This window comes from Pseudomonas sp. FBF18, from assembly GCF_024261405.1.
GTDB classification, from domain to species: domain Bacteria; phylum Pseudomonadota; class Gammaproteobacteria; order Pseudomonadales; family Pseudomonadaceae; genus Aquipseudomonas; species Aquipseudomonas palmensis.
In genome coordinates, this window is record NZ_QKRS01000010.1 from 20774 (window position 1) to 46811 (window position 26038).

Annotated in this window: 23 protein-coding genes; 21 read left to right on the plus strand and 2 right to left on the minus strand. The window is 61.8% G+C overall.

All coding sequences use genetic code 11. The annotated features are described in order from the left end of the window. Nucleotides 1–43 precede the first annotated feature (43 nt). Together DN387_RS16490 and DN387_RS16495 are read left to right on the plus strand one after the other, a co-directional pair. On the plus strand, nucleotides 44–529 hold the full coding sequence (locus tag DN387_RS16490) for a response regulator (RefSeq protein ID WP_043863154.1): 486 nt from the start codon (nucleotides 44–46) through the stop codon (nucleotides 527–529). Nucleotides 530–596: 67 nt separating this feature from the next. Beyond that, a complete protein-coding gene (locus tag DN387_RS16495; RefSeq protein WP_043863153.1) occupies nucleotides 597–1910 on the plus strand; it encodes an MFS transporter in 1314 nt (437 codons plus the stop codon). 75 nt (nucleotides 1911–1985) lie between these two features. On the opposite strand, the gene DN387_RS16500 is transcribed toward DN387_RS16495, so the two are convergent. Beyond that, complete coding sequence (locus DN387_RS16500) at nucleotides 1986–3650, minus strand: electron transfer flavoprotein-ubiquinone oxidoreductase (protein ID WP_054915664.1); 1665 nt, start codon at nucleotides 3648–3650, stop codon at nucleotides 1986–1988. Between the two features lie 543 nt (nucleotides 3651–4193). On the opposite strand from DN387_RS16500, the gene DN387_RS16505 reads away from it, so the two are divergent. The 9 genes from DN387_RS16505 (at nucleotide 4194) to DN387_RS16545 (ending at nucleotide 11199) form a co-directional block, all read left to right on the plus strand. Next, on the plus strand, nucleotides 4194–4943 hold the full coding sequence (locus DN387_RS16505) for an electron transfer flavoprotein subunit beta/FixA family protein (protein WP_043863151.1): 750 nt from the start codon (nucleotides 4194–4196) through the stop codon (nucleotides 4941–4943). After that, nucleotides 4944–5873, plus strand: coding sequence for an electron transfer flavoprotein subunit alpha/FixB family protein (locus DN387_RS16510; protein ID WP_043863150.1), 930 nt, complete (start codon nucleotides 4944–4946; stop codon nucleotides 5871–5873). A gap of 70 nt (nucleotides 5874–5943) precedes the next feature. Continuing rightward, a complete protein-coding gene (locus DN387_RS16515; RefSeq protein ID WP_054915665.1) occupies nucleotides 5944–6774 on the plus strand; it encodes an ABC transporter substrate-binding protein in 831 nt (276 codons plus the stop codon). Nucleotides 6775–6783: 9 nt separating this feature from the next. Next, complete coding sequence (locus DN387_RS16520) at nucleotides 6784–7137, plus strand: DUF4398 domain-containing protein (RefSeq protein ID WP_043863148.1); 354 nt, start codon at nucleotides 6784–6786, stop codon at nucleotides 7135–7137. Continuing rightward, nucleotides 7134–7943, plus strand: a complete 810-nt coding sequence (locus DN387_RS16525) for an OmpA family protein (RefSeq protein ID WP_043863147.1) — start codon at nucleotides 7134–7136, stop codon at nucleotides 7941–7943. Before DN387_RS16520 ends, DN387_RS16525 begins: the two co-directional genes overlap by 4 nt. A 189-nt stretch (nucleotides 7944–8132) precedes the next feature. Continuing rightward, on the plus strand, nucleotides 8133–9578 hold the full coding sequence (locus tag DN387_RS16530) for a PLP-dependent aminotransferase family protein (RefSeq protein WP_043863146.1): 1446 nt from the start codon (nucleotides 8133–8135) through the stop codon (nucleotides 9576–9578). Between the two features lie 67 nt (nucleotides 9579–9645). Further along, on the plus strand, nucleotides 9646–10176 hold the full coding sequence (locus tag DN387_RS16535; protein ID WP_043863145.1) for a hypothetical protein: 531 nt from the start codon (nucleotides 9646–9648) through the stop codon (nucleotides 10174–10176). Between the two features lie 127 nt (nucleotides 10177–10303). Next, on the plus strand, nucleotides 10304–10558 hold the full coding sequence (locus DN387_RS16540) for a YkgJ family cysteine cluster protein (RefSeq protein ID WP_043863144.1): 255 nt from the start codon (nucleotides 10304–10306) through the stop codon (nucleotides 10556–10558). 35 nt (nucleotides 10559–10593) lie between these two features. Beyond that, a complete protein-coding gene (locus DN387_RS16545) occupies nucleotides 10594–11199 on the plus strand; it encodes an START domain-containing protein (protein ID WP_054915666.1) in 606 nt (201 codons plus the stop codon). A gap of 134 nt (nucleotides 11200–11333) precedes the next feature. On the opposite strand, the gene gltA is transcribed toward DN387_RS16545, so the two are convergent. Next, nucleotides 11334–12623 carry a citrate synthase gene (gltA, locus tag DN387_RS16550; protein ID WP_043863142.1) on the minus strand — a complete coding sequence of 430 codons (1290 nt, stop codon included), beginning with the start codon at nucleotides 12621–12623 and terminating at the stop codon, nucleotides 11334–11336. Between the two features lie 350 nt (nucleotides 12624–12973). On the opposite strand from gltA, the gene sdhC reads away from it, so the two are divergent. The 10 genes from sdhC to brnQ all read left to right on the plus strand — a co-directional run bounded on the left by sdhC (nucleotide 12974) and on the right by brnQ (nucleotide 25969). Further along, nucleotides 12974–13360 carry a succinate dehydrogenase, cytochrome b556 subunit gene (gene sdhC, locus DN387_RS16555; RefSeq protein WP_088515660.1) on the plus strand — a complete coding sequence of 129 codons (387 nt, stop codon included), beginning with the start codon at nucleotides 12974–12976 and terminating at the stop codon, nucleotides 13358–13360. Then, a complete protein-coding gene (gene sdhD / locus DN387_RS16560; RefSeq protein ID WP_043863140.1) occupies nucleotides 13354–13722 on the plus strand; it encodes a succinate dehydrogenase, hydrophobic membrane anchor protein in 369 nt (122 codons plus the stop codon). Before sdhC ends, sdhD begins: the two co-directional genes overlap by 7 nt. A 3-nt stretch (nucleotides 13723–13725) precedes the next feature. After that, on the plus strand, nucleotides 13726–15498 hold the full coding sequence (gene sdhA, locus DN387_RS16565; protein WP_043863139.1) for a succinate dehydrogenase flavoprotein subunit: 1773 nt from the start codon (nucleotides 13726–13728) through the stop codon (nucleotides 15496–15498). 11 nt (nucleotides 15499–15509) lie between these two features. Further along, on the plus strand, nucleotides 15510–16214 hold the full coding sequence (locus DN387_RS16570; RefSeq protein ID WP_043863138.1) for a succinate dehydrogenase iron-sulfur subunit: 705 nt from the start codon (nucleotides 15510–15512) through the stop codon (nucleotides 16212–16214). Nucleotides 16215–16458: 244 nt separating this feature from the next. Further along, complete coding sequence (locus tag DN387_RS16575; RefSeq protein ID WP_043863137.1) at nucleotides 16459–19290, plus strand: 2-oxoglutarate dehydrogenase E1 component; 2832 nt, start codon at nucleotides 16459–16461, stop codon at nucleotides 19288–19290. A 42-nt stretch (nucleotides 19291–19332) separates the two neighbouring features. Next, nucleotides 19333–20550 (plus strand): 2-oxoglutarate dehydrogenase complex dihydrolipoyllysine-residue succinyltransferase, encoded by a 1218-nt coding sequence (gene odhB / locus DN387_RS16580; RefSeq protein ID WP_054915668.1) that lies wholly within the window; start codon nucleotides 19333–19335, stop codon nucleotides 20548–20550. A 94-nt stretch (nucleotides 20551–20644) separates the two neighbouring features. Next, nucleotides 20645–22081, plus strand: a complete 1437-nt coding sequence (gene lpdA, locus DN387_RS16585; RefSeq protein ID WP_043863135.1) for a dihydrolipoyl dehydrogenase — start codon at nucleotides 20645–20647, stop codon at nucleotides 22079–22081. A gap of 175 nt (nucleotides 22082–22256) precedes the next feature. Further along, nucleotides 22257–23423, plus strand: a complete 1167-nt coding sequence (gene sucC, locus DN387_RS16590) for an ADP-forming succinate--CoA ligase subunit beta (protein WP_043863134.1) — start codon at nucleotides 22257–22259, stop codon at nucleotides 23421–23423. Then, nucleotides 23423–24307 carry a succinate--CoA ligase subunit alpha gene (sucD, locus tag DN387_RS16595; protein ID WP_038613108.1) on the plus strand — a complete coding sequence of 295 codons (885 nt, stop codon included), beginning with the start codon at nucleotides 23423–23425 and terminating at the stop codon, nucleotides 24305–24307. The genes sucC and sucD overlap by 1 nt, the downstream gene beginning before the upstream one ends. A 348-nt stretch (nucleotides 24308–24655) precedes the next feature. After that, the gene (brnQ, locus tag DN387_RS16600) at nucleotides 24656–25969 is read left to right on the plus strand and encodes a branched-chain amino acid transport system II carrier protein (RefSeq protein WP_043863133.1); all 1314 of its coding nucleotides are present in this window, start codon (nucleotides 24656–24658) and stop codon (nucleotides 25967–25969) included. The last annotated feature ends 69 nt before the right edge of the window (nucleotides 25970–26038 follow it).

Here is a 26038-nt window from a genome sequence, read left to right on the forward strand (position 1 = left end):
GTCAAGGACGCTAACTCCCTTTACCTTCTGCCAGGTCCGGACGATGCCAAACAAATCGATGCGCATCCTGATCGCCGACGAGCACCCCAGCCAGTTGCTGCAACTGGAAAAGATGCTCAATGGACTGGGCTATTACCGCATTGCCCCGGTCGAGAGTTTCGTCGAACTGCAGCGCCTGGTGCAGGCGGCCCTGCAGCCCTTCAATCTGCTGATCGGCAACATCGATCTGGCCAGCCACGCGGGCGTGGACATGGCGCGCTTCTGCAAGGCGAGCCTGCCGATCCAGCATGCCTTGCTGTATCACTCTCAGCACCTGAAGGTACCTGCAGTACCGGTGTCACAGCGCCAGGCGGTGAGCCTGAGCCTGCCCAAGGTGCCAGACAGCGAGGCGCTGGAGTCCTTCATGGCGATCATCGATGCGCCGGTGGTAATCGATCAGATGGAGCTGAGCGGTGGCCTGGGCGCCCGTGCAGGCTACCTGCCGCGGCGCACCAATTTTGCCCAGACCGTGTTCTGTCGACCGTCCTGAAGCTTGTCGGGCCATTGGCCGCAGTGTTTTGCTATCCTCTTGCGTTTGCCGATTTGCGGAAACGCCCATGAGTGCCATCGCTACCCCCCGACCGTCGTTGTCACGCGCAGACCACAAGACCCTGGGCCTGGCGGCGCTGGGCGGTGCGCTGGAGATCTACGATTTCATCATCTTCGTGTTCTTCGCGCTGACCCTGAGCCAGCTGTTCTTCCCGCCCGAGATGCCGGAGTGGCTGCGTCTGCTGCAGAGCTTCGGGATCTTCGTCACCGGGTACCTGGCGCGGCCGCTGGGCGGCATCCTGATGGCGCATTTTGCCGATCACCTGGGGCGCAAGAAGGTCTTCAGCCTGAGCATCCTGATGATGGCGCTGCCGTGCCTGCTGATCGGGGTGATGCCGACCTATGCCGACATCGGCTACGCGGCGCCGCTGATCCTGCTGGGCCTGCGCATTCTGCAGGGCGCGGCGGTGGGCGGTGAGGTGCCAAGTGCCTGGACCTTCGTCGCCGAGCATGCGCCGGCCGGGCGGCGGGGCTATGCGCTGGGTTTTCTGCAGGCCGGGCTGACGTTCGGCTACCTGCTGGGCGCGCTGACCGCCACGGCGCTGGCCCAGGTGTTCACCGCCCAGGAGATTCTGGACTACGCCTGGCGCTATCCATTCTTGCTGGGCGGGGTGTTCGGCGTGATCGGGGTGTGGCTGCGCCGCTGGCTGAGCGAGACGCCGGTGTTCCTGGCGCTGCGCGAGCGGCGTGAACAACCGGTGGCCTTCCCGCTGCGCACGGTGCTGCGCGAGCACCGCCGCGCGCTGGTGCCGGCGGCCCTGCTGACCTGCGTGCTGACCTCGGCGGTGGTGGTGCTGGTGGTGATTACCCCGACGGTGATGCAGCAGCGCTTCGGCATGAGCGCGGCCGACACCTTCGCCCTGAGCGCGCTGGGTATCGTGTTCTTGAACATCGGTTGCGTGCTGGCCGGCTTGCTGGTGGACCGGGTAGGTGCCTGGCGCGCGCTGATGGTCTACAGCCTGTTGCTGCCGTTGGGAGTGGGGGCGCTGTATGCCAGCCTGATCGGCGGCTGGGGCTGGACCGGGGTGGCCTATGCGCTGGCAGGGCTGGCCTGTGGTGTGGTGGGGGTGGTGCCGTCGGTGATGGTCGGGCTGTTTCCGCCGGCCATTCGCGTGTCGGGGATTTCCTTTACCTACAACCTGGCCTATGCGCTGTGGGCCAGCACCACGCCGCTTATGCTGATTGCGCTGATGCCGTGGAGCCCATGGGTGTGTGTTGGGTTCTGCCTGCTGATGGGCACGGTGGGCCTGCTCACGGCGGTGTACTTCAGTGCGCGGGAGGACCTGCGGGCCGGGGATGAACTGGTGTTGGCGAAGGTGTGAGACCGTTTGCTCGAACGCCTTCACGAAAAAGCCCCCAGCGCCGCAAGGCGTGGGGGCTTTTTTTGTGGGCGGTACTTACATGTTCGGGTAAGTCGGGCCGCCAGCACCTTCCGGGGTCACCCAGGTGATGTTCTGCGAAGGGTCCTTGATGTCACAGGTCTTGCAGTGCACGCAGTTCTGGGCGTTGATCTGGAAGCGCTTGCTGCCGTCTTCCTGGCTGATCACCTCGTATACGCCGGCCGGGCAGTAGCGCTGCGCCGGTTCGTCGTACAGCGGCAGGTTGGTGCCGATCGGAATGCTCGGGTCGGTCAGCTTAAGGTGGCACGGCTGCTCTTCTTCATGGTTGGTGCTGGAGAGGAACACCGAGCTCAGCTTGTCGAAGCTCAACTTGCCATCGGGCTTGGGGTAATCGATCTTCTTCGAGTCGGCCGCCAGCTTGAGGCAGGCGTAGTCCGGCTTGGTGTCGTGCAGGGTGAACGGCAGCTTGCCGCCGAACCAGTTCTGGTCGACATAGTTGAATGCCGCGCCGAGCATCGGGCCGAACTTGTGCATCGCCGGGCCGAAGTTGCGGCTGGCGAACAGTTCTTCGTACAGCCAGCTGGCCTTGAAGCCGTCGACGTAGGCGGTCAGTTCGTCGCCACCCTCGCTACCGGCCAGCAGCGCATCGGCCACCGCTTCGGCTGCGAGCATGCCGGACTTCATGGCGGTGTGGCTGCCCTTGATCTTGGCCACGTTCATGGTGCCCAGGTCGCAGCCGATCAGCGCGCCGCCCTTGAATACCATTTTCGGCAGCGAGTTCAGGCCGCCCTTGGCCAGGGCACGGGCGCCATAGCTGATGCGCTTGCCACCCTCCAGGTACTGGGCGAGCACCGGGTGGTGCTTGAGGCGCTGGAACTCGTCGAACGGGGAGAGGTAGGCGTTGGCATACGACAGGTCGACGATCAGGCCGACCACCACCTGGTTGTTTTCCAGGTGATACAGGAACGAGCCGCCGGTGTTCTCGGTGCTCATCACGTCCAGCGGCCAGCCGGCGGTGTGGATCACCAGGCCTTGCTGGTGCTTGGCCGGGTCGATTTCCCAGATTTCCTTGAGGCCGATGCCGTAGTGCTGCACGTCGCTGGCGTTGTCCAGGTCGAAGCGCTTGATCAGTTGCTTGCCGATATGCCCACGGCAGCCTTCGGCGAACAGCGTGTACTTGCCGCGCAGTTCCATGCCGGGGGTGTATACGCCTTCCTTGGGGTTGCCTTCGCGGTCGACACCCAGGTCGCCGGTGATGATCCCGCGGACCACGCCGTTTTCATCGAACAGCGCTTCCTGGGCAGCGAAGCCTGGGTAGACTTCCACGCCCAGGTTCTCGGCCTGCTGGGCCAGCCAGCGGCACAGGTTGCCCAGCGAGATGATGTAGTTGCCTTCGTTGTGCATGGTCTTGGGCACGAACAGATCGGGCACCTTGACCGAGCTGCTGGCGTCGCGCAGCACGTAGATGTCGTCGCGCTTGACCTCGGTGTTCAGTGGCGCGCCGAGTTCTTTCCAGTCCGGGAACAGTTCGTTCAGGGCATGCGGCTCGAACACCGCACCGGAGAGAATGTGTGCACCGACCTCGGAGCCTTTCTCGACCACGCAGACGCTGATTTCATTACCGGCTTCGGCGGCCTTCTGCTTCAGTCGGCAGGCGGCGGACAGGCCTGCCGGGCCAGCGCCGACGATGACCACGTCGAATTCCATGTATTCGCGTTCCACAGGTTCTCTCCTACTCAAGGCTCATCGGTTTTTCTTTGTTGGCGGGTGTCAGGCGGTCATTTCGATGTACCCGGGTGTGTAGCTCGGGTGATGACGGACTACACCGCTTTCTCTTGGCCGCGCATTATATCTACACCACTTGCGAGGTCCAATACAAACGTTTGTTTGAATTTGCCGCAGCCCAGTAAAATCAAAGACGCACGGCTTGAAGCTGGCTGGTTTGCCGTATTGACCGGATTGGGCGTTACGGTCAAGATACGGGCGGTTTTACGCTCGCCGTAGGCTGACCGTCGGATGCAGGAGCACCCCTAAAAACCAGGCAAAAAGCAGGGCAGTTACGCCAGGACCCGCCTTTGTAGTGGAGTTTACACGCCACGACAAACAATGACCCACGGGTTTTGCGCGCAAGCGTCGAGAACAGACTGCACAGTCAGTTGAATTTCACCTGCTCGCGTTCGTTTTTGGAGGTGCCCTTGTACCCACGCGCAATCGCCCGGTTCTGCCCAGGCGACATTCTTTTCACCGGAGAGTAACGAGGAATCCATGAAGGTTCTTGTAGCTGTCAAACGAGTGGTCGACTATAACGTCAAGGTTCGCGTCAAGGCGGACAACTCCGGCGTAGACCTTGCTAACGTCAAGATGTCCATGAACCCCTTCTGCGAAATCGCCGTAGAAGAAGCCGTGCGCCTGAAAGAGAAGGGCGTGGCGAGCGAAATCGTCGTCGTTACCGTCGGCCCGGCCACTGCCCAGGAGCAGCTGCGTACCGCCCTGGCCCTGGGTGCCGACCGCGCCGTGCTGGTCGAGTCGGCTGAAGAGCTGACCTCGCTGGCCGTGGCCAAGCTGCTCAAGGCTGTGGTCGACAAGGAGCAGCCTCAGCTGGTCATCCTTGGCAAGCAGGCCATCGACAGCGACAACAACCAGACCGGCCAGATGCTGGCTGCGCTGACCGGTTATGCCCAGGGTACTTTCGCCTCCAAGGTGGAAGTGGCCGGCGACAAGGTCAACGTCACCCGTGAAATCGATGGCGGCCTGCAGACCGTTGCACTGAACCTGCCAGCGATCGTGACCACCGACCTGCGTCTGAACGAGCCGCGCTATGCGTCGCTGCCGAACATCATGAAGGCTAAGAAGAAGCCGCTGGAGACTGTGACTCCGGACGCGCTGGGCGTTTCCACCGCCTCTACCAACAAGACCCTGAAAGTCGAAGCGCCAGCTGCACGCAGCGCTGGTATCAAGGTCAAGTCGGTGGCTGAACTGGTCGAGAAACTGAAGAACGAGGCGAAGGTAATCTAAATGACTATCCTGGTTATCGCTGAACACGAAAACGGCGCCGTTGCCCCGGCGACCCTGAACACCGTTGCTGCCGCCGCGAAAATCGGTGGCGATATCCACGTACTGGTCGCTGGCCAGAACGTGGGTGGCGTTGCCGAAGCTGCCGCGAAAATCGCTGGTGTGGCCAAGGTGCTGGTAGCCGACAACGCTGCCTATGCGCACCAGCTGCCGGAAAACGTCGCGCCGCTGGTGGCCGAGCTTGGCAAGGCCTACAGCCACGTGCTGGCACCAGCCACCTCCAACGGCAAGAACATCCTGCCGCGCGTTGCCGCTCTGCTGGACGTCGACCAGATCTCCGAGATCATCGCGGTCGAGTCGGCGGACACCTTCAAGCGTCCGATCTACGCCGGTAACGCCATTGCCACCGTGCAATCGAGCGCTGCGGTCAAGGTCATCACCGTGCGTGCCACCGGCTTCGACGCCGTTGCCGCCGAAGGTGGTTCGGCTGCTGTCGAAGCGGTTGGCGCTGCCCACGATGCGGGCAAGTCGGCATTTGTCGGCGAAGAGCTGGCCAAGTCCGATCGTCCTGAGCTGACCGCTGCCAAGATCGTCGTCTCCGGCGGTCGCGGCATGCAGAACGGTGACAACTTCAAGCACCTGTACGCGCTGGCCGACAAGCTCGGCGCCGCCGTGGGTGCTTCGCGCGCCGCGGTCGACGCAGGCTTCGTGCCCAACGACATGCAGGTCGGCCAGACCGGCAAGATCGTTGCGCCGCAGTTGTACATCGCCGTCGGCATCTCTGGCGCGATCCAGCACCTGGCCGGCATGAAGGACTCCAAGGTGATCGTTGCGATCAACAAGGACGAAGAGGCGCCGATCTTCCAGGTGGCCGACTACGGCCTGGTCGCCGACCTGTTCGAAGCCGTACCTGAGCTGGAGAAGCTGGTTTAATCCAGCCGCTTCACTTATAAAGAGCCCGGTCTTTTGATCGGGCTTTTTTATTTCGCGACGCAAGGGAGGCATGTGCATGGGGTGGCTTGGCCGAATGGCGATGGCGGGATTGCTGGGGTTTGCCTGCTTGCCCACGGCGGCGCTGGCGGTGGGCAAGTGCGAGCGTCTGGTGGCGACCGGCAGCCCCGATGCGCCGCCCTATGCCTGGCGCGACCCGCAGGACCCCAGGCACCTGATTGGCGCCAACGTCGACCTGCTCAAGCAGGTGGCGACGGAGCTTGGGCTGAAGGTCGAGGTGCTGTACGCAGGCAAGCGCAACGAGGCGCAGGATGAAGTGCGCAGCGGACGCATGGACCTGCTGGTGGATGCGCCGCTGGCCACTGAAGACCTGACCCGCGTCGACTTCATCCACCCGGCGCTGCTGCAGAACGACTACCTGGTGTGGACCCGGCACGACTCCACGCTGGCCTACGACGGCCTGGCCGATCTGCACCAGCACCAGGGCGCGATCTCGGAGAAGGCCAGACTGACCCCGGCGTTCGCCCAGTTTGCCAAGGACCAGTTGAAGCTGGCGCCGGCGCAGAACCTGACCCAGGCATTCCAGAAGCTTTTGCTTGGCCAGGTCGACTATGTGCTGGCCGGGCGTTACGCCGGCATGGCCATGGCGCAGACCCTTGGCATGGCCAACGACCTGATCGCCCGCGGCCTGCCGCTGGATCGCCCCGGGCTGTACCTGGCGCTGTCGCACAATTCGGCGTGCAATGACGCCTGGTTGCGCGGACAGCTGGCCAAAAAACTGACAGAATTGCCGGCCTCAGGCGTGCCTCAGGCAGTACTGCAACGCAATGTCGAGCGCTGGAAGGCGCAGCTGCAGCAACCGCTCGACGCCCCCAAACAGTAGGAAGATTGTGTGAGAACTCAACCGCTTTTCGCTGCCATGGCGTTACTGGCCCTGGCCGGTTGCGCTGCCGACCCGGCGCCCCACGAGCAGATGCGCCTGTCCGAACAGGCGCTGGAGCAGGCCAAGGCCGTCGGTGCCACCGACGAAGTGGCCGAGCTGAAGCTGGCCGAAGACAAGCTTGCCCGCGCCCGCAGCAACATGGCCAGCGAGTCGTACCGTGATGCGCGGCTGCGCGCCGAGCAGGCCGAACTTGATGCGCGGCTGGCCGAAGCCCGGGTGCTGACCCTCAAGAGTCAGGAGCAGCTGTCGCTGCTGCAATCGCGGGTCAATCGTCTGCGCAAGCAGTTGGGGGAGCAACAGTGAGTTCGATCAAGCCCTTGGTGGCCGTGTTGTGTGCAGGTGTGCTGGGGTTGCAGGGCTGCGCCAGCGAGCGCAGCGAAACCGCCCTCGACCAGGCCGCCGCCAGTTTCCAGGCAGTGAAGGACGATTCCAATGTGCTGCGCAGTGCGCCGCGTGACGTGATCCGCGCCGGCGAGTCGCTGGCCCGTGCCGAGCGGTTGTCCAGCTACGTGGGCAGTGGTGCGGACGTGCGCCATTACGCCTACCTGAGTCAGCGCTACAGCGAGATTGCCCGCGAGCACAGCAACCTGGTGCTCAATCAGGAGCGCCTGGCCAAGCTCGAACTGGAGCGCCAGCGCCTGCAACTGGCCCTGCGCGAAGCCAAGCTGGTCAGCGTGCAGCAGCAGGGCAAATGGCTGGAGGCGCAGATCGTCAGCCTGGCCACGACCCAGAGCGACCGTGGCCTGGTGATGACCCTGGGTGACGTGCTGTTCGATACCGGGCAGGCCGAATTGAAGAACTCCGCCAGCCGTACCGTGCTCAAGCTGGTGCAGTTTCTGCAGCTCAACCCCCGGCGCGTTGTGCGCATCGAGGGGTATACCGACAGCACCGGCACCCCCGAGGACAACCTGACGCTGTCGCGTGATCGTGCGCAGGCCGTGGCGGACATGCTGGTCGACCTGGGCGTCGACGAAAAACGCATCCAGGTCGAAGGCTATGGCGACCAGTACCCGATCGAGGCCAATGCCTCGGAGCGGGGCAGGGCGCAGAACCGTCGGGTGGAGATCGTGTTTTCCGACGAGAAAGGCCACCTGGGTGCGCCGCGCTGAGGTCGAGGTAAACAAAAAACCGGTGATAGTCACCGGTTTTTTTATGCCGCAAAGCTTGAAAAAGCCGCTGTCACACAACTGTGTAGTCGACTATTCTGGCATCTGTGCCCGTACACTTATGCACTGTTCCGGTATTCTTCGCCGACTGTACAAGAACAATTAGATAGCCCGCGTTTCGAGATCCGTCCCATGACCAATCTGTTGCTCTACCAGCGCATCGCCCAGCAACTGGCGGAAGACATCCGCCGCGGCGTCTATCAGCCCGGTGAGCGCGTACCGTCGGTACGCAAGATGAGCTCGCAGCTCAATGTCAGCCATGCCACCGTGCTGCAGGCCTATGCCAACCTCGAGGACCAGGGGCTGATTCGCGCGCGGCCGCAATCGGGCTACTACGTCCACCAGACCCCGGCCCTGACTGCGCAGACCCCGGACATCGCGCGGGTCGAGCGTCCAGGGCTGGTCACGCGCAGCAGCATCATCCAGCAGGTACTGACCGAAGCCCGGCGTGATGGGGTGTTCCCGCTGGGGGCGGCGGTTCCGCATGTGGACTACCTGCCGGTGCGCGCGCTGCACCAGCAACTGGCCAAGGTCACGCGGTTCCAGAGCCCGCGCGCGTTCAGCTACATGTTCAGCCCGGGTTTCGAGCCGCTGCGCCGGCAGATCGCCATTCGCATGCGCGACGCCGGGGTGGTGGTCGACCCGTCCGAAGTGGTGGTGACCCACGGTTGCGTCGATGCGCTGCAGATGTCGTTGCGGGTGCTGACCCGGCCAGGCGACCTGATCGCCGCCGAGTCGCCCACCTATTACGGGCTGCTGCAACTGGCGGACCTGCTGGGGCTCAAGGTGATCGAGATCCCCAGCGACCCGGCCACCGGCATCAGCCTGGAGGCCCTGCAACTGGCGGCCAACCAGTGGTCGATCAAGGCGCTGGTGCTGACTGCGCGGTTGAGCAACCCGCTGGGCGGCACCATTCCCGAGGAACGTCAGAAGCAGTTGCTGCGCCTGGCCTCGGATTTCAATATCCAGATCGTCGAGGACGATATCTACGGCGAGCTGATGTTCGAGCAAGGGCGCACCAAGGCACTCAAGGCCTTCGACCGGCTGGGGCGGGTGATCTATTGCTCGAGCTTTTCCAAGACCCTGTCGCCGGGGGTGCGTATCGGCTGGATGATCGCGGGCAACTATCAGCAGGAAATCCAGCGACTGCAGACCTTTACCACGCACTCGGCGTGCAGTGTGACGCAGATGGGGGTGGCGGCCTACCTTGAAAATGGTGGCTATGACCGCCATCTGCGCTACATTCGCCAGGAATATCGCAAGAACCTCAGTGCCTACCAGCTGGCGGTACAGCAGCACTTTCCGGAAGGCACCCAGATGAGCCGGCCTACCGGGGGCTTCATCCTGTGGGTCAGCCTGCCGGGGCGGGTCAACACCCAGGAGTTGCATGTACGTGCCTTGCAGCAGGGCATCAGCATCGCGCCCGGGCTGATCTTCAGTAACACGGAGCAGTTCAACCACTGCATTCGCCTCAACTGCGGCATTCCGTGGAACCGCGAGGCTGAGCGGGCGCTGCTGACATTGGGGATGCTGGCCCATCAGCTTTGCCAGGAAACCGCCTCGGGCGGATACCTCTAGATCGCGGGCTTGCCAGCGACTGCAGGAACAAGGAGCATGTGCGACTCATGAATACGTCTCGTTGCCTATGAAAGCGTTGAGCTGTGCTGCCGTGATGTTGTGTGCGCTGGGCCTGTGTGCAACGGGCCCGGCACTGGCTGTGCCCGGACCGGGGCCGATACTGCTGGCACAGGCGTCGGCTGCCCCGGCACCGGACCGGAAGCCTTCGACCCAGGCCCCGGTAAAAGCGAGTGCCAAGCCACAGGCCAAGCCCAAGGCGCAACCCAAGACCAAGGCTGGCGACCCCAGGAAGACGCCGGCCAAGGCGGTAAAGTCGGGCAAGCGCAAGGCCTCCGAGGTGATTGCCGCGCCCTTGCCCAAGGCGCGCCTGGATCTGAGCCTGCCCCCGGAGATGGTCAAGGACCTGCAGCCGAGCAGTCAGGAGGAAGTCCGTGTGCGACGTCCGCTGCTGCCGTCGTTGTTCGAAGAAAAGCCTGCCGCGGACAGCCCGTTCCAGCTCAATGGCCGCTTGATCAGCAACGAAATGCAATTGCAGTTGCGCAATGATGCCCGTCAGGACATCGAGGGTGCAGCCATCGATTTCGAGTTCAAGCAATAAACGCTGCTCGACCTGTCGGTCACATTCTGCGCGGCGATATTTCATCTGAGCGGTAATTTCAAACACCTGTTTTAGCGGTTACTATCCCCATTCACCCATCATTTGTTAGGCCGAGGTCCATGTCGTCATGAACTGCCGTGAAGGCTGTGGCGCTTGCTGCATTGCCCCTTCCATCAGCTCGCCCATTCCTGGCATGCCGCACGGCAAGCCGGCTGGCGAACGCTGTGTGCAACTGTCCGAGCACAACCTCTGCAGCCTGTTCGGCCAGCCTGAACGGCCGGCGGTGTGCTCGGGCTTCCAGGCGGAGGTGGACACCTGCGGCAATGATCGCGACGAGGCGATCAGGATCATCGGTTGGCTGGAGCAAGTGACGGCGGCTTGAGTGAGTGGAACTTCGCAAACAAGGAAAACAACACGATGGGTTCGATGAAGCGGGTAGTGGTGATTTGTGGTCTGAGTGCGATGTTCATGTCGGTGGCGCAGGCTGAAGACTGGAAGGTTGCCAAGCAAGCGGATGGCATCAAGGTATCGCTGAGCGAAGTGAGTGGTTCGAACTACAAGGCCTATCAGGGCGTGACGACCATCAAGGCGCCGCTGGCCAAGGTCCGGGCGCTGCAGGAAGACGTGGCCGGGGCCTGTGCCTGGATTCACGAGTGCAAGAGCCAGAAGCTGCTCAAGCACGAGGGTGACCAGAGCTGGACCTACACCCAGTTCAATACGCCGTGGCCGGTCACCCCGCGCGATTCGATCATCCATGTAACCACCAGCGAAGGTGCCGACGGCAGCCTGACCCGCAAGCTGGAGGGTGTGCCCAAGTACCTGCCGGAAGAAAAAGGCTATGTGCGGGTGGCTGAAGTGCAGGGTTTCTGGAAGCTGGTGCCCAAGGGTGACACTACCGAGGTGACATACCAGGTGCACACCGAGCCAGGCGGCAGTGTGCCAGCGATGGTGGCGAACAAGTTCGTGGTGGATGCGCCGTTCAATACGCTCAAGGCGTTGAAGGAGCGGGCGGAGAAACCGTAACAGTTTGATGGTAGGCTGCAATATGTCTCAACTGTAGGGGCCGCCAAGGCTTGCTCCTCCTGCATGAAGCGTTACGCAACAAAAAAGGCTGCCCGAGGGCAGCCTTTCTTGTTGTTGCAGGCGAGCCGTTTGGCTTACTTGCGGTCTTCCAGTTTGACGATGTCACGCGACTCGTAGCCGGTGTACAGCTGGCGCGGACGGCCAATCTTGTACGGGCTGGAGAGCATTTCCTTCCAGTGCGAGATCCAGCCGACGGTCCGCGCCAGGGCGAAGATCACGGTGAACATGCTGGTAGGGATGCCGATCGCCTTGAGGATGATCCCCGAGTAGAAGTCGACGTTCGGGTACAGCGAGCGCTCGATGAAGTACGGATCGGTCAGGGCGATCTCTTCCAGGCGCATGGCCAGTTCCAGCTGCGGATCGTTGGTGATGCCCAGCTCGCGCAGCACTTCGTCGCAGGTCTGCTTCATCACGGTGGCACGCGGGTCGCGGTTCTTGTAGACGCGGTGACCGAAGCCCATCAGCTTGAACGGGTCGTTCTTGTCCTTGGCCTTGGCGATGAAGGTGTCGATGTTCGAGACATCGCCAATTTCGTCGAGCATGGTCAGCACGGCTTCGTTGGCGCCGCCGTGGGCAGGGCCCCACAGTGCAGCGATGCCGGCAGCGATACAGGCGAACGGATTGGCGCCCGAGGAGCCTGCCAGGCGTACGGTGGAGGTCGACGCATTCTGTTCGTGGTCGGCGTGGAGGATGAAGATCCGGTCCATTGCCTTGGCCAGCACCGGGCTGATCGGTTTGATCTCGCACGGGGTGTTGAACATCATGTGCAGGAAGTTTTCGGCGTAGGTCAGGTCGTTGCGCGGGTACATCATGGGCTGGCCCATGGAGTACTTGTAGACCATCGCGGCCAGGGTCGGCATCTTGGCGACCAGGCGCACTGCCGAGATTTCCCGGTGCTGCGGGTTATTGATGTCCAGCGAGTCGTGATAGAACGCCGACAGGGCGCCAACCACACCGCACATGACGGCCATCGGGTGGGCGTCGCGGCGGAAGCCGTTGAAGAACGACTTCAACTGCTCGTGCACCATGGTGTGATTTTTGACGGTGCTGACGAACTGAGCCTTCTGCTCGGCATTCGGCAGTTCGCCGTTGAGCAGCAGGTAGCAGGTTTCCAGGTAGTCGGATTGCTCGGCGAGCTGTTCGATCGGGTAGCCGCGATGCAGCAGGATGCCCTTGTCGCCGTCAATGTAGGTGATCTTGGACTCGCACGATGCGGTCGCCATGAAACCAGGGTCGAAAGTGAAGTGACCCGTGGCCCCCAACCCTCTAACGTCGATAACATCGGGACCAACGGTGCCGGTTAAAATGGGCAGCTCGACGGGGGCTGCGCCCTCGATGACCAACTGCGCTTTTTTGTCAGCCATGTGGCCTCCTATTAATGCTTGAAATCATCAGACAGACCCCCCACGCAGGGCCCGCACCACTATAGTGAGATAAATTCGAATGTCAATTTGCCTAAAGCACGGTTGTAAAGGGCTTTGGGCGCTGTTTTTCCGCGAAATTGCGGCCCGTTTACGCCTTTTGTTCGCCAAAGGCAATGCGCTATTTGGGCTAGGGCTTCACGTTGTCATTAGTAGCCTAACTGTCTATACTCGGCACCCGACTGCCAGGGGCTTTAAAGCCCGCTTTTCTGGGGTCGTCACTCCCTGGGTGGTGGGTACCTGACCAGTACACTTACCAACAACTTTGCCCTGCTTGCTAGGGGCTCTTCAGTGTGAAAAAAGCCGTGAAAAGCCAACGACCTGTAAACCTAGACCTAAGGACCATCAAACTCCCCATTACCGGCGTTACGTCATTTCTTCACCGTGTTTCCGGCATCATCCTCTTTCTGGGCCTGGGCATCATGCTGTACGCATTGAGCCAATCCCTGAGTTCCGAGGAAGGTTTTGCCGAGGTGAAGGCATGCCTGACCAGTCCGCTGGCCAAATTCGTGGCGTGGGGCCTTCTGTCCGCCTTGCTGTATCACCTGGTTGCCGGTGTGCGCCATCTGATTATGGACATGGGCATCGGTGAGACGCTGGAAGGCGGCAAACTGGGCTCGAAAATCGTTATCGCCATTTCCGTGGTGGTGATCGTTCTGGCGGGAGTTTGGATATGGTAACTAATGTCACGAACCTGTCGCGTTCGGGCCTCTATGACTGGATGGCGCAGCGCGTTTCTGCGGTCGTTCTCGCGGCTTACTTCATTTTTCTGATCGGCTACCTGGTGGCGCACCCTGGCATCGACTATGCCCAGTGGCACGCCCTGTTCTCCCATAACGCGATGCGGATCTTCAGTCTGCTGGCCCTCGTTGCCCTGGGCGCTCACGCCTGGGTCGGCATGTGGACCATTGCCACCGACTACCTGACGCCGATGGCGCTGGGCAAGTCGGCGACTGCAGTTCGTTTCCTGTTCCAGGCGGTATGTGGTGTCGCGATGTTCGCGTACTTCGTCTGGGGTGTGCAGATTCTCTGGGGTATCTGATTCATGGCTAACATTCCAACGATTTCCTTCGACGCCATCATCATTGGTGGTGGCGGTGCCGGCATGCGCGCTGCGCTGCAGCTGGCTCAAGGCGGCCACAAGACCGCCGTGATCACCAAGGTGTTCCCGACCCGTTCGCACACCGTATCGGCCCAGGGTGGCATCACCTGCGCCATCGCTTCGGCCGACCCGAACGATGACTGGCGCTGGCACATGTACGATACCGTCAAGGGTTCCGACTACATCGGTGACCAGGACGCTATCGAATACATGTGTCAGGAAGGCCCGGCTGCGGTGTTCGAGCTGGACCACATGGGTCTGCCGTTCTCGCGTACCGAAACCGGCCGTATCTACCAGCGTCCGTTCGGTGGCCAGTCCAAGGACTACGGTAAAGGTGGCCAGGCCGCCCGTACCTGCGCCGCTTCCGACCGTACCGGTCACGCGCTGCTGCACACCCTCTATCAGGGCAACCTGAAAGCCGGCACCACCTTCCTCAACGAGTGGTACGCGGTTGACCTGGTCAAGAACCAGGACGGCGCCTTCGTCGGCGTGATCGCGATCTGCATCGAAACCGGCGAGACCGTCTACATTCGCGCCAAGGCCACCGTACTGGCCACCGGCGGTGCAGGGCGTATCTACGCCTCCACCACCAACGCCCTGATCAATACCGGCGACGGTATCGGCATGGCCCTGCGTGCCGGCGTGCCGGTGCAGGACATCGAGATGTGGCAGTTCCACCCGACCGGCATCGCCGGCGCAGGTGTACTGGTTACCGAAGGCTGCCGTGGTGAAGGTGGTTACCTGATCAACAAGCACGGCGAGCGTTTCATGGAGCGCTACGCGCCAAACGCCAAGGACCTCGCCGGTCGCGACGTTGTGGCCCGCTCCATGGTCAAAGAGATCATCGCCGGCAACGGCTGTGGCCCGAACGGCGACCACGTGATGCTCAAGCTCGACCACCTGGGCGAGGAAGTGCTGCACAGCCGCCTGCCAGGCATCTGCGAGCTGTCCAAGACCTTCGCGCACGTCGACCCGGTCGTTGCACCCGTACCCGTCGTTCCAACCTGCCACTACATGATGGGCGGCGTTGCCACCAACATTCATGGCCAGGCGATCTCGCAGAACGCCGACGGCGAAGACACCATCATCGAAGGGCTGTTCGCGGTCGGTGAAGTGGCTTGCGTATCGGTTCACGGCGCCAACCGCCTGGGCGGCAACTCGCTGCTCGACCTGGTGGTGTTCGGCCGTGCGGCCGGCCTGCATCTGGAAAAGGCCCTGAGCGACGGTATCGAATACCGCGACGCCAGCGACACCGACGTGGAAGTTGCGCTGAACCGTCTGAACAAGCTCAACGAGCGTACCGACGGCGAAGACGTGGCAACCCTGCGTCGCGAGCTGCAAAGCTGCATGCAGAACTACTTCGGCGTGTTCCGCACCGGCGAATACATGCAGAAGGGTATCGAACAGCTGGCTGGCCTGCGCGAGCGTATCGCCAACGTCAAGATCAACGACAAGTCCCAGGCCTTCAACACCGCGCGTATCGAAGCGCTGGAGCTGCAGAACCTGCTGGAAGTCGCTGAAGCCACTGCAATCGCTGCTGAAGTGCGCAAAGAGTCCCGCGGTGCCCACGCCCGTGAAGACTTCGAAGACCGTGACGACGAAAACTGGCTGTGCCACACCCTGTACTTCCCGGGTGAAAAGCGGGTTGCCAAGCGTGCAGTCAACTTCTCGCCGAAAACCGTTCCGACGTTCGAGCCTAAAGTCCGGACTTACTAAGGGTGGCCACTATGTTGAAAGTCGAAGTTTATCGCTACAACCCCGACACCGACTCGGCACCTAAGACCCAGGTGTTCGAAGTCGATACCGGCGGCAAGGACCTGATGGTTCTGGATGTGCTGGCACTGATCAAGGAACAGGACGAAGGTTTCTCCTATCGTCGTTCGTGCCGCGAAGGCGTGTGCGGTTCCGATGGCATGAACATCAACGGCAAGAACGGCCTGGCCTGCATCACCCCGCTGTCGGCGGTGGTGAAGAAGAACAAGCTGGTCGTGCGTCCGCTGCCCGGCCTGCCGGTCATCCGTGACCTGGTCGTTGATATGAGCATCTTCTACAAGCAGTACGAGAAGGTGAAGCCGTTCCTGCAGAACGATACCCCGGCGCCGGCGATCGAACGCCTGCAGTCACCGGAAGAACGCGAGAAGCTGGACGGTCTGTACGAGTGCATCCTGTGCGCTTGCTGCTCGACTTCCTGCCCGTCGTTCTGGTGGAACCCGGACAAGTTCCTGGGCCCGGCCGCTCTGCTTCAAGCTTATCGCTTCCTGGCCGATAGCCGTGACACCAAGACCCAGGAGCGCCTGGCGTCCCTGGATGATCCGTTCAGCGTATTCCGCTGCCGCGGGATCATGAACTGCGTAAACGTTTGCCCCAAAGGTCTGAACCCGACCAAGGCAATCGGCCACGTACGTAACATGCTGCTGCAAAGCGGCACCTGATTCAAAAGTGTTGTACCCGTAGCACACCGAAGTGCGGGCCCTTGCCCGCACCGAGGTGCAACTTGAGCAAAGGCCAAAAGCCCGAGCTTTTACCTATGAAGATATGAGACCAGCAGGGGCGTCCGGGCTGGTACCCGGTAAATCTGCGGAACTCTCGGTGGCTTGGTTCAGTCGCTGCATACGGACTCAACTCAGCTTGCTGTGGTTCTTGCCGATCGAGGCCCCTAACCGAGGGTGACCAAGCATGCAAGAAAGCGTGATGCAGCGCATGTGGAACAGCGCCCACCTTTCAGGTGGTAACGCTGCCTATGTGGAAGAGCTCTACGAGCTCTACCTGCACGACCCTAACGCTGTGCCAGAAGAGTGGCGCACTTACTTTCAGAAGTTGCCCGCCGAAGGCAGCACTGCCACCGATGTATCGCACTCGACGATCCGCGACCATTTCGTACTGCTGGCAAAGAACCAGCGCCGCGCCCAACCGGTTTCCGCCGGTAGCGTGAGCAGTGAACACGAGAAGAAGCAGGTTGAAGTGCTGCGACTGATCCAGGCCTACCGTATGCGCGGCCACCAAGCCGCGAAGCTCGACCCCCTGGGGTTGTGGCAGCGCCCTGCGCCAGTAGACCTGTCGATCAATCATTACGGCTTGACCAATGCCGATCTTGATACGACCTTCCGTGCCGGCGACCTGTTCATCGGCAAAGAGGAAGCGAGCCTACGCGAAATCTTCGAGGCGTTGCAGCAGACATATTGCCGCACCATCGGCGCCGAGTTCACCCACATCGTCGACTCCGAGCAGCGCAGCTGGTTCCAGCAGCGTCTGGAGAGCGTGCGTGGGCGTCCTGAATTTTCCGCAGACATCCAGAGCCACCTGCTCGAGCGCGTTACCGCGGCAGAAGGCCTGGAGAAATACCTGGGTACCAAATACCCGGGCACCAAACGTTTCGGCCTGGAAGGCGGCGAAAGCCTGATTCCGATGCTGGACGAGCTGATCCAGCGCTCCGGTTCCTATGGCACCAAGGAAGTCGTGATCGGCATGGCCCACCGTGGTCGCCTGAACGTACTGGTCAACACCTTCGGCAAGAACCCGCGCGAGCTGTTCGACGAGTTCGAAGGCAAGAAGAAGGTCGAGCTGGGTTCCGGTGACGTGAAGTATCACCAGGGCTTCTCGTCCAACGTGATGACCGCCGGCGGTGAAGTTCACCTGGCCATGGCGTTCAACCCTTCGCACCTGGAAATCGTCTCGCCAGTGGTGGAAGGTTCGGTGCGTGCCCGTCAGGACCGCCGCAACGACAGCGTTGGCGACAAGGTACTGCCGATCTCGATCCACGGCGACGCGGCCTTCGCTGGCCAGGGCGTGGTCATGGAAACCTTCCAGATGTCGCAGACCCGCGGTTTCAAGACCGGCGGCACCGTGCACATCGTGATCAACAACCAGGTTGGTTTCACCATCAGCAACCCGCTGGACTCGCGTTCCACCGAGTACTGCACCGACGTCGCCAAGATGATCCAGGCGCCGATCCTGCACGTCAACGGCGACGATCCGGAAGCGGTGCTGTTCGTGACCCAGCTGGCGGTCGACTACCGCATGCAGTTCAAGCGTGACGTGGTCATCGACCTGGTCTGCTACCGTCGTCGCGGCCACAACGAGGCCGACGAGCCGAACGGCACCCAGCCGCTGATGTACCAGCAGATCAGCAAGCAGCGCACCACCCGTGAGCTGTACGCCGATGCGCTGACCCAGGCCGGTCGTCTGGATGCCGAGCGCGTCCAGGCCAAGGTCGACGAGTACCGCAATGCGCTGGACAACGGCCTGCATGTTGTGAAAAGCCTGGTCAAGGAGCCGAACAAGGAGCTGTTCGTCGACTGGCGTCCATACCTGGGCCACGCCTGGACCGCGCGTCACGACACCCGCTTCGACCTCAAGACCCTGCAGGAGCTCTCGGCCAAGTTGCTGGAGCTGCCGGAAGGCTTCGTGGTTCAGCGCCAGGTCTCGAAGATCTACGAAGATCGCCAGAAGATGCAGGCCGGTGGCTTGCCGATCAACTGGGGTTACGCCGAAACCATGGCGTACGCCACCCTGGCCTTCGAAGGTCACCCGATCCGCATGACGGGTCAGGATATCGGTCGCGGCACCTTCTCTCACCGCCATGCGGTGTTGCACAACCAGAAGGACGCCAGCACCTATATCCCGCTGCAGAACCTGTTCCCGGGCCAGCCACGTTTCGACCTGTACGATTCGTTCCTGTCCGAAGAGGCGGTACTGGCGTTCGAATACGGCTACTCGACCACCCAGCCCAATGCGCTGGTGATCTGGGAAGCCCAGTTCGGCGACTTCGCCAACGGTGCCCAGGTGGTTGTCGACCAGTTCATCACCAGCGGCGAGCACAAGTGGGGCCGTCTGTGCGGTCTGACCATGCTGCTGCCACACGGTTATGAAGGGCAGGGGCCTGAGCACTCCTCGGCGCGTCTGGAGCGTTACCTGCAACTGTGTGCCGAGCACAACGTTCAGGTCTGCGTACCTACCACGCCGGCTCAGATCTACCACCTGCTGCGTCGTCAGGTCATCCGTCCGCTGCGCAAGCCGCTGATCGTGCTGACACCCAAGTCGCTGCTGCGCCACAAGCTGGCCATCTCGACCCTGGAAGAACTGGCCGAAGGCTCGTTCCAGACCGTCATTCCGGAAATCGACAGCCTCGATCCGGCCAAGGTGACGCGCCTGGTGCTGTGCAGCGGCAAGGTCTACTACGATCTGCTGGAAAAACGCCGTGCCGAAGGCCGTGAAGACATCGCTATCGTGCGTATCGAGCAACTGTATCCGTTCCCTGAAGACGATCTGGTTGAAATCCTTGCGCCTTACACCGGTCTGAAGGACGTGGTGTGGTGTCAGGAAGAGCCGATGAACCAGGGCGCGTGGTACAGCAGCCAGCACCACATGCGTCGCATCCTGAGCCGTCACAACAAGGACCTGGTCCTTGAGTACGCCGGTCGTGACGCCTCGGCAGCACCTGCCTGTGGTTACGCTTCGATGCACGCCGAACAGCAGGAAAAACTGCTGCAAGCTGCCTTCACCGTTTAATGCCATCGCGCACCAGAAACCGAATTTAAGGAACCACTGATAATGGCTATCGAGATCAAAGCCCCTACTTTCCCGGAATCGGTTGCCGATGGCACCGTTGCCACCTGGCACAAGAAACCGGGCGAAGCCGTCAAGCGTGACGAGCTGATCGTCGACATCGAGACCGACAAGGTCGTCCTGGAAGTGCTGGCCACCGCCGATGGCGTGCTGGGCGACATCGTCAAGGGCGAAGGCGAGACCGTGCTGTCCGACGAAGTGCTGGGTTCGATCAATGAAGGCGCTGCACCAGCTGCTGCTCCGGCCGCCGCTGCCGCCGCACCTGCCCAGGCTGCCGCTCCGGCCGACGCTGGCGAAGACGACCCGATTGCTGCGCCTGCCGCACGCAAGCTGGCCGAAGAAAACGCCATCGACCTGGCCAGCGTCGCTGGCACCGGTAAAGGCGGTCGCATCACCAAGGAAGACGTCGTCGCTGCCGTCGCCAACAAGAAGGCCGCTCCGGCTGCCGCTGCTGCCAAGCCGGCCGCTGCTGCCGCTGCCCCGGTTGTCGCCACTGGCGACCGTACCGAGAAGCGTGTGCCGATGACCCGCGTGCGTGCCACCGTGGCCAAGCGTCTGGTCGAAGCACAGTCGAACATGGCGATGCTGACCACCTTCAACGAAGTCGACATGACCGAAGTCATGGCACTGCGTTCGAAGTACAAGGACCTGTTCGAGAAGTCCCACAACGGCGTGCGCCTGGGCTTCATGTCGTTCTTCGTCAAGGCTGCCACCGAAGCGCTGAAACGCTTCCCGGCCGTCAACGCCTCGATCGACGGCAGCGACATCGTCTACCACGGCTACGCCGACATCGGTGTTGCCGTGTCCAGCGACCGCGGCCTGGTGGTACCGGTACTGCGTAACGCCGAGCAGATGAGCCTGGCCGAAATCGAAGGCGGCATCGCCACCTTCGGCAAGAAGGCCCGTGACGGCAAACTGTCGATCGACGAGATGACCGGCGGTACCTTCACCATCACCAACGGTGGTACCTTCGGTTCGATGATGTCGACCCCGATCGTCAACCCGCCGCAGGCTGCAATCCTGGGCATGCACAACATCATCCAGCGTCCGATGGCCGTCAACGGCCAGGTCGTGATCCGTCCGATGATGTACCTGGCACTGTCCTACGATCACCGCCTGATCGATGGCAAAGAAGCAGTGACGTTCCTGGTGACCATCAAGAACCTGCTGGAAGACCCGGCTCGTCTGCTGCTGGACATCTGATAAACAGCTGCAGGCTGCAAGCGACAAGCTTCGAGCAGAAGCGTGTTCGCCTTGCCGCCTGCAGCTTGCCGCTTGACGCTAAAAGGAATCTTTTATGACCCAGAAATTCGACGTGGTAGTGATTGGTGCAGGTCCTGGCGGCTATGTAGCCGCGATCAAGGCTGCCCAGCTCGGCCTGAGCACTGCCTGTATCGAGAAGTACGTTGACGGCGAAGGCAAACTGGCCCTCGGCGGTACCTGCCTGAACGTGGGTTGCATTCCGTCCAAGGCGCTGCTGGACAGCTCCTGGAAGTACAAGGAAGCCAAAGAGAGCTTCAACGTGCACGGCATCTCCACTGGCGAAGTGAAGATGGACGTGGCTGCGATGGTTGGCCGCAAGGCTGGCATCGTCAAGAACCTGACCGGCGGCGTTGCCACCCTGTTCAAGGCCAACGGCGTCACTTCGATCCAGGGCCACGGCAAACTGCTGGCCGGCAAGAAAGTCGAAGTCACCAAGCCTGACGGCAGCACCGAAATCATCGAAGCCGAGAACGTGATCCTGGCCTCCGGTTCGCGTCCGATCGACATTCCGCCGGCTCCGGTCGACCAGAAAGTCATCGTCGACTCCACCGGCGCCCTGGAATTCCAGACCGTGCCAAAACGCCTGGGCGTGATCGGCGCCGGCGTCATCGGCCTGGAGCTGGGTTCGGTATGGTCGCGCCTGGGTGCCCAGGTGACCGTGCTCGAAGCCCTGGACACTTTCCTGATGGCAGCCGACACCGCTGTTGCCAAGGAAGGCCTGAAGACCCTGACCAAGCAAGGTCTGGACATCAAGCTGGGCGCTCGCGTGACCGGCTCGAAGGTCAACGGCGACGAAGTCGAAGTGACCTACACCGACGCCAACGGCGAGCAGAAGATCACCTTCGACAGGCTGATCGTTGCAGTCGGCCGTCGCCCTGTGACCACCGACCTGCTGGCTGCCGACAGCGGCGTGACCATCGACGAGCGCGGTTTCGTGTTCGTTGACGACTACTGCGCTACCAGCGTACCGGGCGTCTACGCCATCGGTGACGTGGTACGTGGCATGATGCTGGCGCACAAGGCCTCGGAAGAGGGCATCATGGTCGTCGAGCGCATCAAGGGCCACAAGGCCCAGATGAACTACGACCTGATCCCATCGGTTATCTACACCCACCCGGAAATGGCCTGGGTCGGTAAAACCGAGCAAGCCTTGAAGGCTGAAGGCGTTGAGGTTAACGTGGGCACCTTCCCGTTCGCGGCCAGCGGCCGTGCGATGGCGGCCAACGACACCGGTGGTTTCGTCAAGGTCATCGCCGATGCCAAGACCGACCGCGTTCTGGGTGTACACGTCATTGGCCCAAGCGCTGCCGAACTGGTGCAGCAGGGTGCAATCGCAATGGAATTCGGCTCCAGCGCCGAAGACCTGGGCATGATGGTCTTCTCCCATCCGACCTTGTCTGAAGCGCTGCACGAAGCCGCTCTGGCCGTGAATGGCGGTGCCATCCACGTAGCCAACCGCAAGAAGCGTTAAACAATAAGAAACCACGGCGGACGGCCCGTCGTGAGTCTTGCGTGCATGGCTCACCGCGGAAAGTCCGCCGGACTCGAACTCCCGGAGCATACCGGGGGCAAGCGGTCACAGGTGGCGCGGCACTCCACAGGAGCGCAGCGCCGAAGCGCAGTACCTAACGAAGACGGTAAAAAGCATGAATCTTCACGAGTATCAGGGTAAGCAGCTGTTCGCTGAATACGGCCTGCCAGTTTCCAAGGGTTTCGCAGTCGACACCCCTGAAGCTGCAGCAGAAGCCTGCGACAAGATCGGTGGCACCGAGTGGGTTGTAAAAGCCCAGGTTCACGCCGGTGGTCGCGGTAAAGCGGGCGGCGTAAAGCTGGTTCGCAGCAAAGAAGACGCCAAGGCGTTCGCTGCCCAGTGGTTGGGCAAGCGTCTGGTTACCTACCAGACCGATGCCAATGGTCAGCCAGTCACCAAGATCCTGGTTGAATCGTGCACTGATATCGCTAAAGAGCTGTACCTGGGCGCTGTCGTTGACCGTTCGAGCCGTCGTATCGTGTTCATGGCCTCCACCGAAGGTGGCGTGGACATCGAGAAAGTCGCTCACGACACTCCGGAAAAAATCATCAAGGCCACTATCGATCCACTGGTTGGCGCTCAGCCATTCCAGGGTCGCGAGCTGGCATTCCAGCTGGGTCTGGAAGGCAAGCAGGTTGCTCAGTTCGCCAAGATCTTCGTCGGTCTGGCCAAGCTGTTCAAAGAGCACGACCTGGCACTGCTGGAAGTGAACCCGCTGGTGATCAAGGCCGACGGCGATCTGCACTGCCTCGATGCCAAGATCAACATCGACGCCAACGCCATGTACCGTCAGCCCAAGCTGAAAACCTTCCACGACCCGTCGCAGGACGATCCTCGTGAAGCCCACGCTGCCAGCTTCGAGCTGAACTACGTGGCCCTGGAAGGCAACATCGGCTGCATGGTAAACGGTGCCGGCCTGGCCATGGGTACCATGGACATCGTCAACCTGCACGGCGGCAAGCCAGCCAACTTCCTCGACGTAGGTGGTGGCGCTACCAAAGAGCGCGTGACCGAAGCGTTCAAGATCATCCTGTCCGACAGCAATGTCGCGGCCGTACTGGTCAACATCTTCGGCGGCATCGTTCGTTGCGACATGATTGCCGAAGGCATCATCGGTGCAGTGAAAGAAGTTGGCGTTAAAGTGCCGGTTGTTGTTCGTCTGGAAGGCAACAACGCTGAACTGGGCGCCAAAGTACTGGCAGAAAGCGGTTTGAACATCATTGCGGCAACCAGCCTGACCGACGCTGCTCAACAAGTTGTCAAAGCTGCGGAGGGCAAGTAATGAGCGTCCTGATCAATAAAGACACCAAAGTCATCTGCCAGGGCTTCACCGGCTCGCAGGGTACCTTCCACTCCGAGCAAGCCATCGCCTACGGCACCAAGATGGTTGGCGGCGTGACCCCAGGCAAAGGCGGCACCACTCACCTGGGCCTGCCGGTGTTCAACACCGTGAAAGAAGCAGTAGCTGCTACCGGCGCCGACGCGTCGGTCATCTACGTACCGGCTCCTTTCTGCAAGGACTCGATCCTGGAAGCAGCGTTCGGCGGCATCAAGCTGATCGTGTGCATCACCGAAGGCATTCCTACCCTGGACATGCTCGATGCCAAGGTCAAGTGCGACGAGCTGGGTGTTACCCTGATCGGCCCTAACTGCCCAGGCGTCATCACCCCGGGCGAGTGCAAGATCGGCATCATGCCAGGTCACATCCACTTGCCAGGCAAGGTCGGTATCGTGTCGCGTTCCGGCACCCTGACCTATGAAGCCGTGAAGCAGACCACTGACGCCGGTTTCGGTCAGTCCACCTGCGTCGGTATCGGTGGCGACCCGATCCCGGGTTCGAACTTCATCGACATCCTGAAGCTGTTCCAGGAAGACCCGAAGACCGAGGCGATCGTGATGATCGGCGAGATCGGCGGTTCGGCTGAAGAAGAAGCGGCTGCCTACATCAAGGCAAACGTCACCAAGCCAGTGGTTTCCTACATCGCCGGTGTGACTGCCCCAGCGGGCAAGCGCATGGGCCATGCTGGCGCCATCATTTCGGGCGGCAAGGGTACTGCAGACGAGAAGTTCGCAGCCCTGCAGGACGCCGGTGTAAAAACCGTGCGTTCGCTGGCCGACATCGGCAAGGCCCTGGCCGAGCTGACCGGTTGGGAAGTGAAGAAGTAAGCTGCGGCTGACCTTCCACGCTTCGGCAAAGGCCACCCTCGGGTGGCCTTTGTGCTTTCTGGTGTACGCTGCCCCCTGTAGGAGCCGGCCTTGCCGGCGAAGCAGACAGCGCGTTCTTGCATAAAAGTCGGTCATCCACGCGACATGCATATTCGCTCATCGGACAAGCACCCCTCTGGCAGTGCGTTTTGCGGCCAGATTCGTTAACCTGTGCCCTCATTTTGTGCCAGCACCCCAAAAGGGAGCTACACGCTAAACGGGTCTGCTCCATCCGGGCAGGCAGCATTTCCCTCACCCAAGGGGAAGTCCCTCTCTAAATCCCGATTTCAGAAGTGTGGTATTTCCTTAATGAAAGTCTTGAAAGGCCAGGACATCCTGGCGCTTGGTTTTATGACGTTCGCGTTATTCGTGGGCGCAGGCAACATCATTTTCCCGCCTATCGTCGGCCTGCAATCGGGCCCCTACGTCTGGTTGGCCGCCCTGGGCTTTCTGGTCACTGCCGTGGGCCTGCCCGTGATCACCGTGGTGGCACTGGCCAAGGTCGGTGGCGGCATGGACGCGCTGAGCAGCCCGATCGGCAAGGTGGCCGGTGGCCTGCTGGCGGCTGCGGCGTACCTGGCCGTAGGCCCGCTGTTCGCCACCCCGCGTACCGCGACCGTGTCCTTCGAGGTAGGTGTGGCACCGCTGACCGGCGAGAGCCCGACCGCGTTGTTCATCTATAGCCTGGTGTACTTTGCCGTGGTGCTGGCCGTGTCCATGTACCCGGGCAAGCTGCTCGATACTGTCGGGCGCTTCCTGGCCCCGCTGAAGATCATCGCGCTGGCCGCGCTGGGCATCGCCGCGTTCATGCTGCCGGCCGGGACCATGGGGGTGGCGCAACCTGAATATGTCGCCGCGCCGTTCTCCCAGGGCTTCATCAATGGCTACCTGACCATGGATACCCTGGGCGCGCTGGTGTTCGGTATCGTCATCGTCAACGCGATCCGCTCGCGTGGCGTCGACTCGCCGCAACTGATCACCCGCTATGCCATCATCGCCGGCCTGATTGCCGGTGTCGGCCTGGCGCTGGTGTACATCAGCCTGTTCCGCCTGGGTGCGGGCAGCCACGAGATCGCCGCCGGTGCGAGCAATGGCGCGGCGGTGCTGCATGCCTATGTACAGCACACTTTCGGTTCGCTGGGCAGTGGCTTCCTGGCTGTACTGATCGCGCTGGCCTGCCTGGTCACCGCCGTGGGCCTGACCTGCGCCTGCGCCGAGTACTTCAGCCAGGTACTGCCGTTGTCGTACCGTATGCTGGTGGTGCTGCTGGCCGGCTTCTCGCTGGTGGTGTCGAACCTGGGCCTGACCAAGCTGATCGCGTTCTCGATCCCGGTGCTGACGGCAATCTACCCGCCCTGCATCGTGCTGGTGGCGCTGAGTTTCTGCGGCAACCTGTGGAACTCCCAGACCCGCATCATGGCCCCGGTCATGGCGGTGTCGCTGCTGTTCGGCGTGATCGACGCGCTCAAGGGCGCCAACCTCGCTGGCTGGCTGCCGGAGTCGCTGGCGCACCTGCCGCTGAGCGAGCAGGGCCTGGCCTGGCTGGTGCCTTCGGTGGCGATGCTGGCTGTTGCCGTGGTGCTTGACCGCATGCTCGGCAAGCCGCGCGAAGCGGTCGCCTGAGTGTCGGCCGCGGCAGGCGAGGGCCACAAGCCATGATCGCCTGCCGGGCCAGCCTCTGAAGAGCCCCGC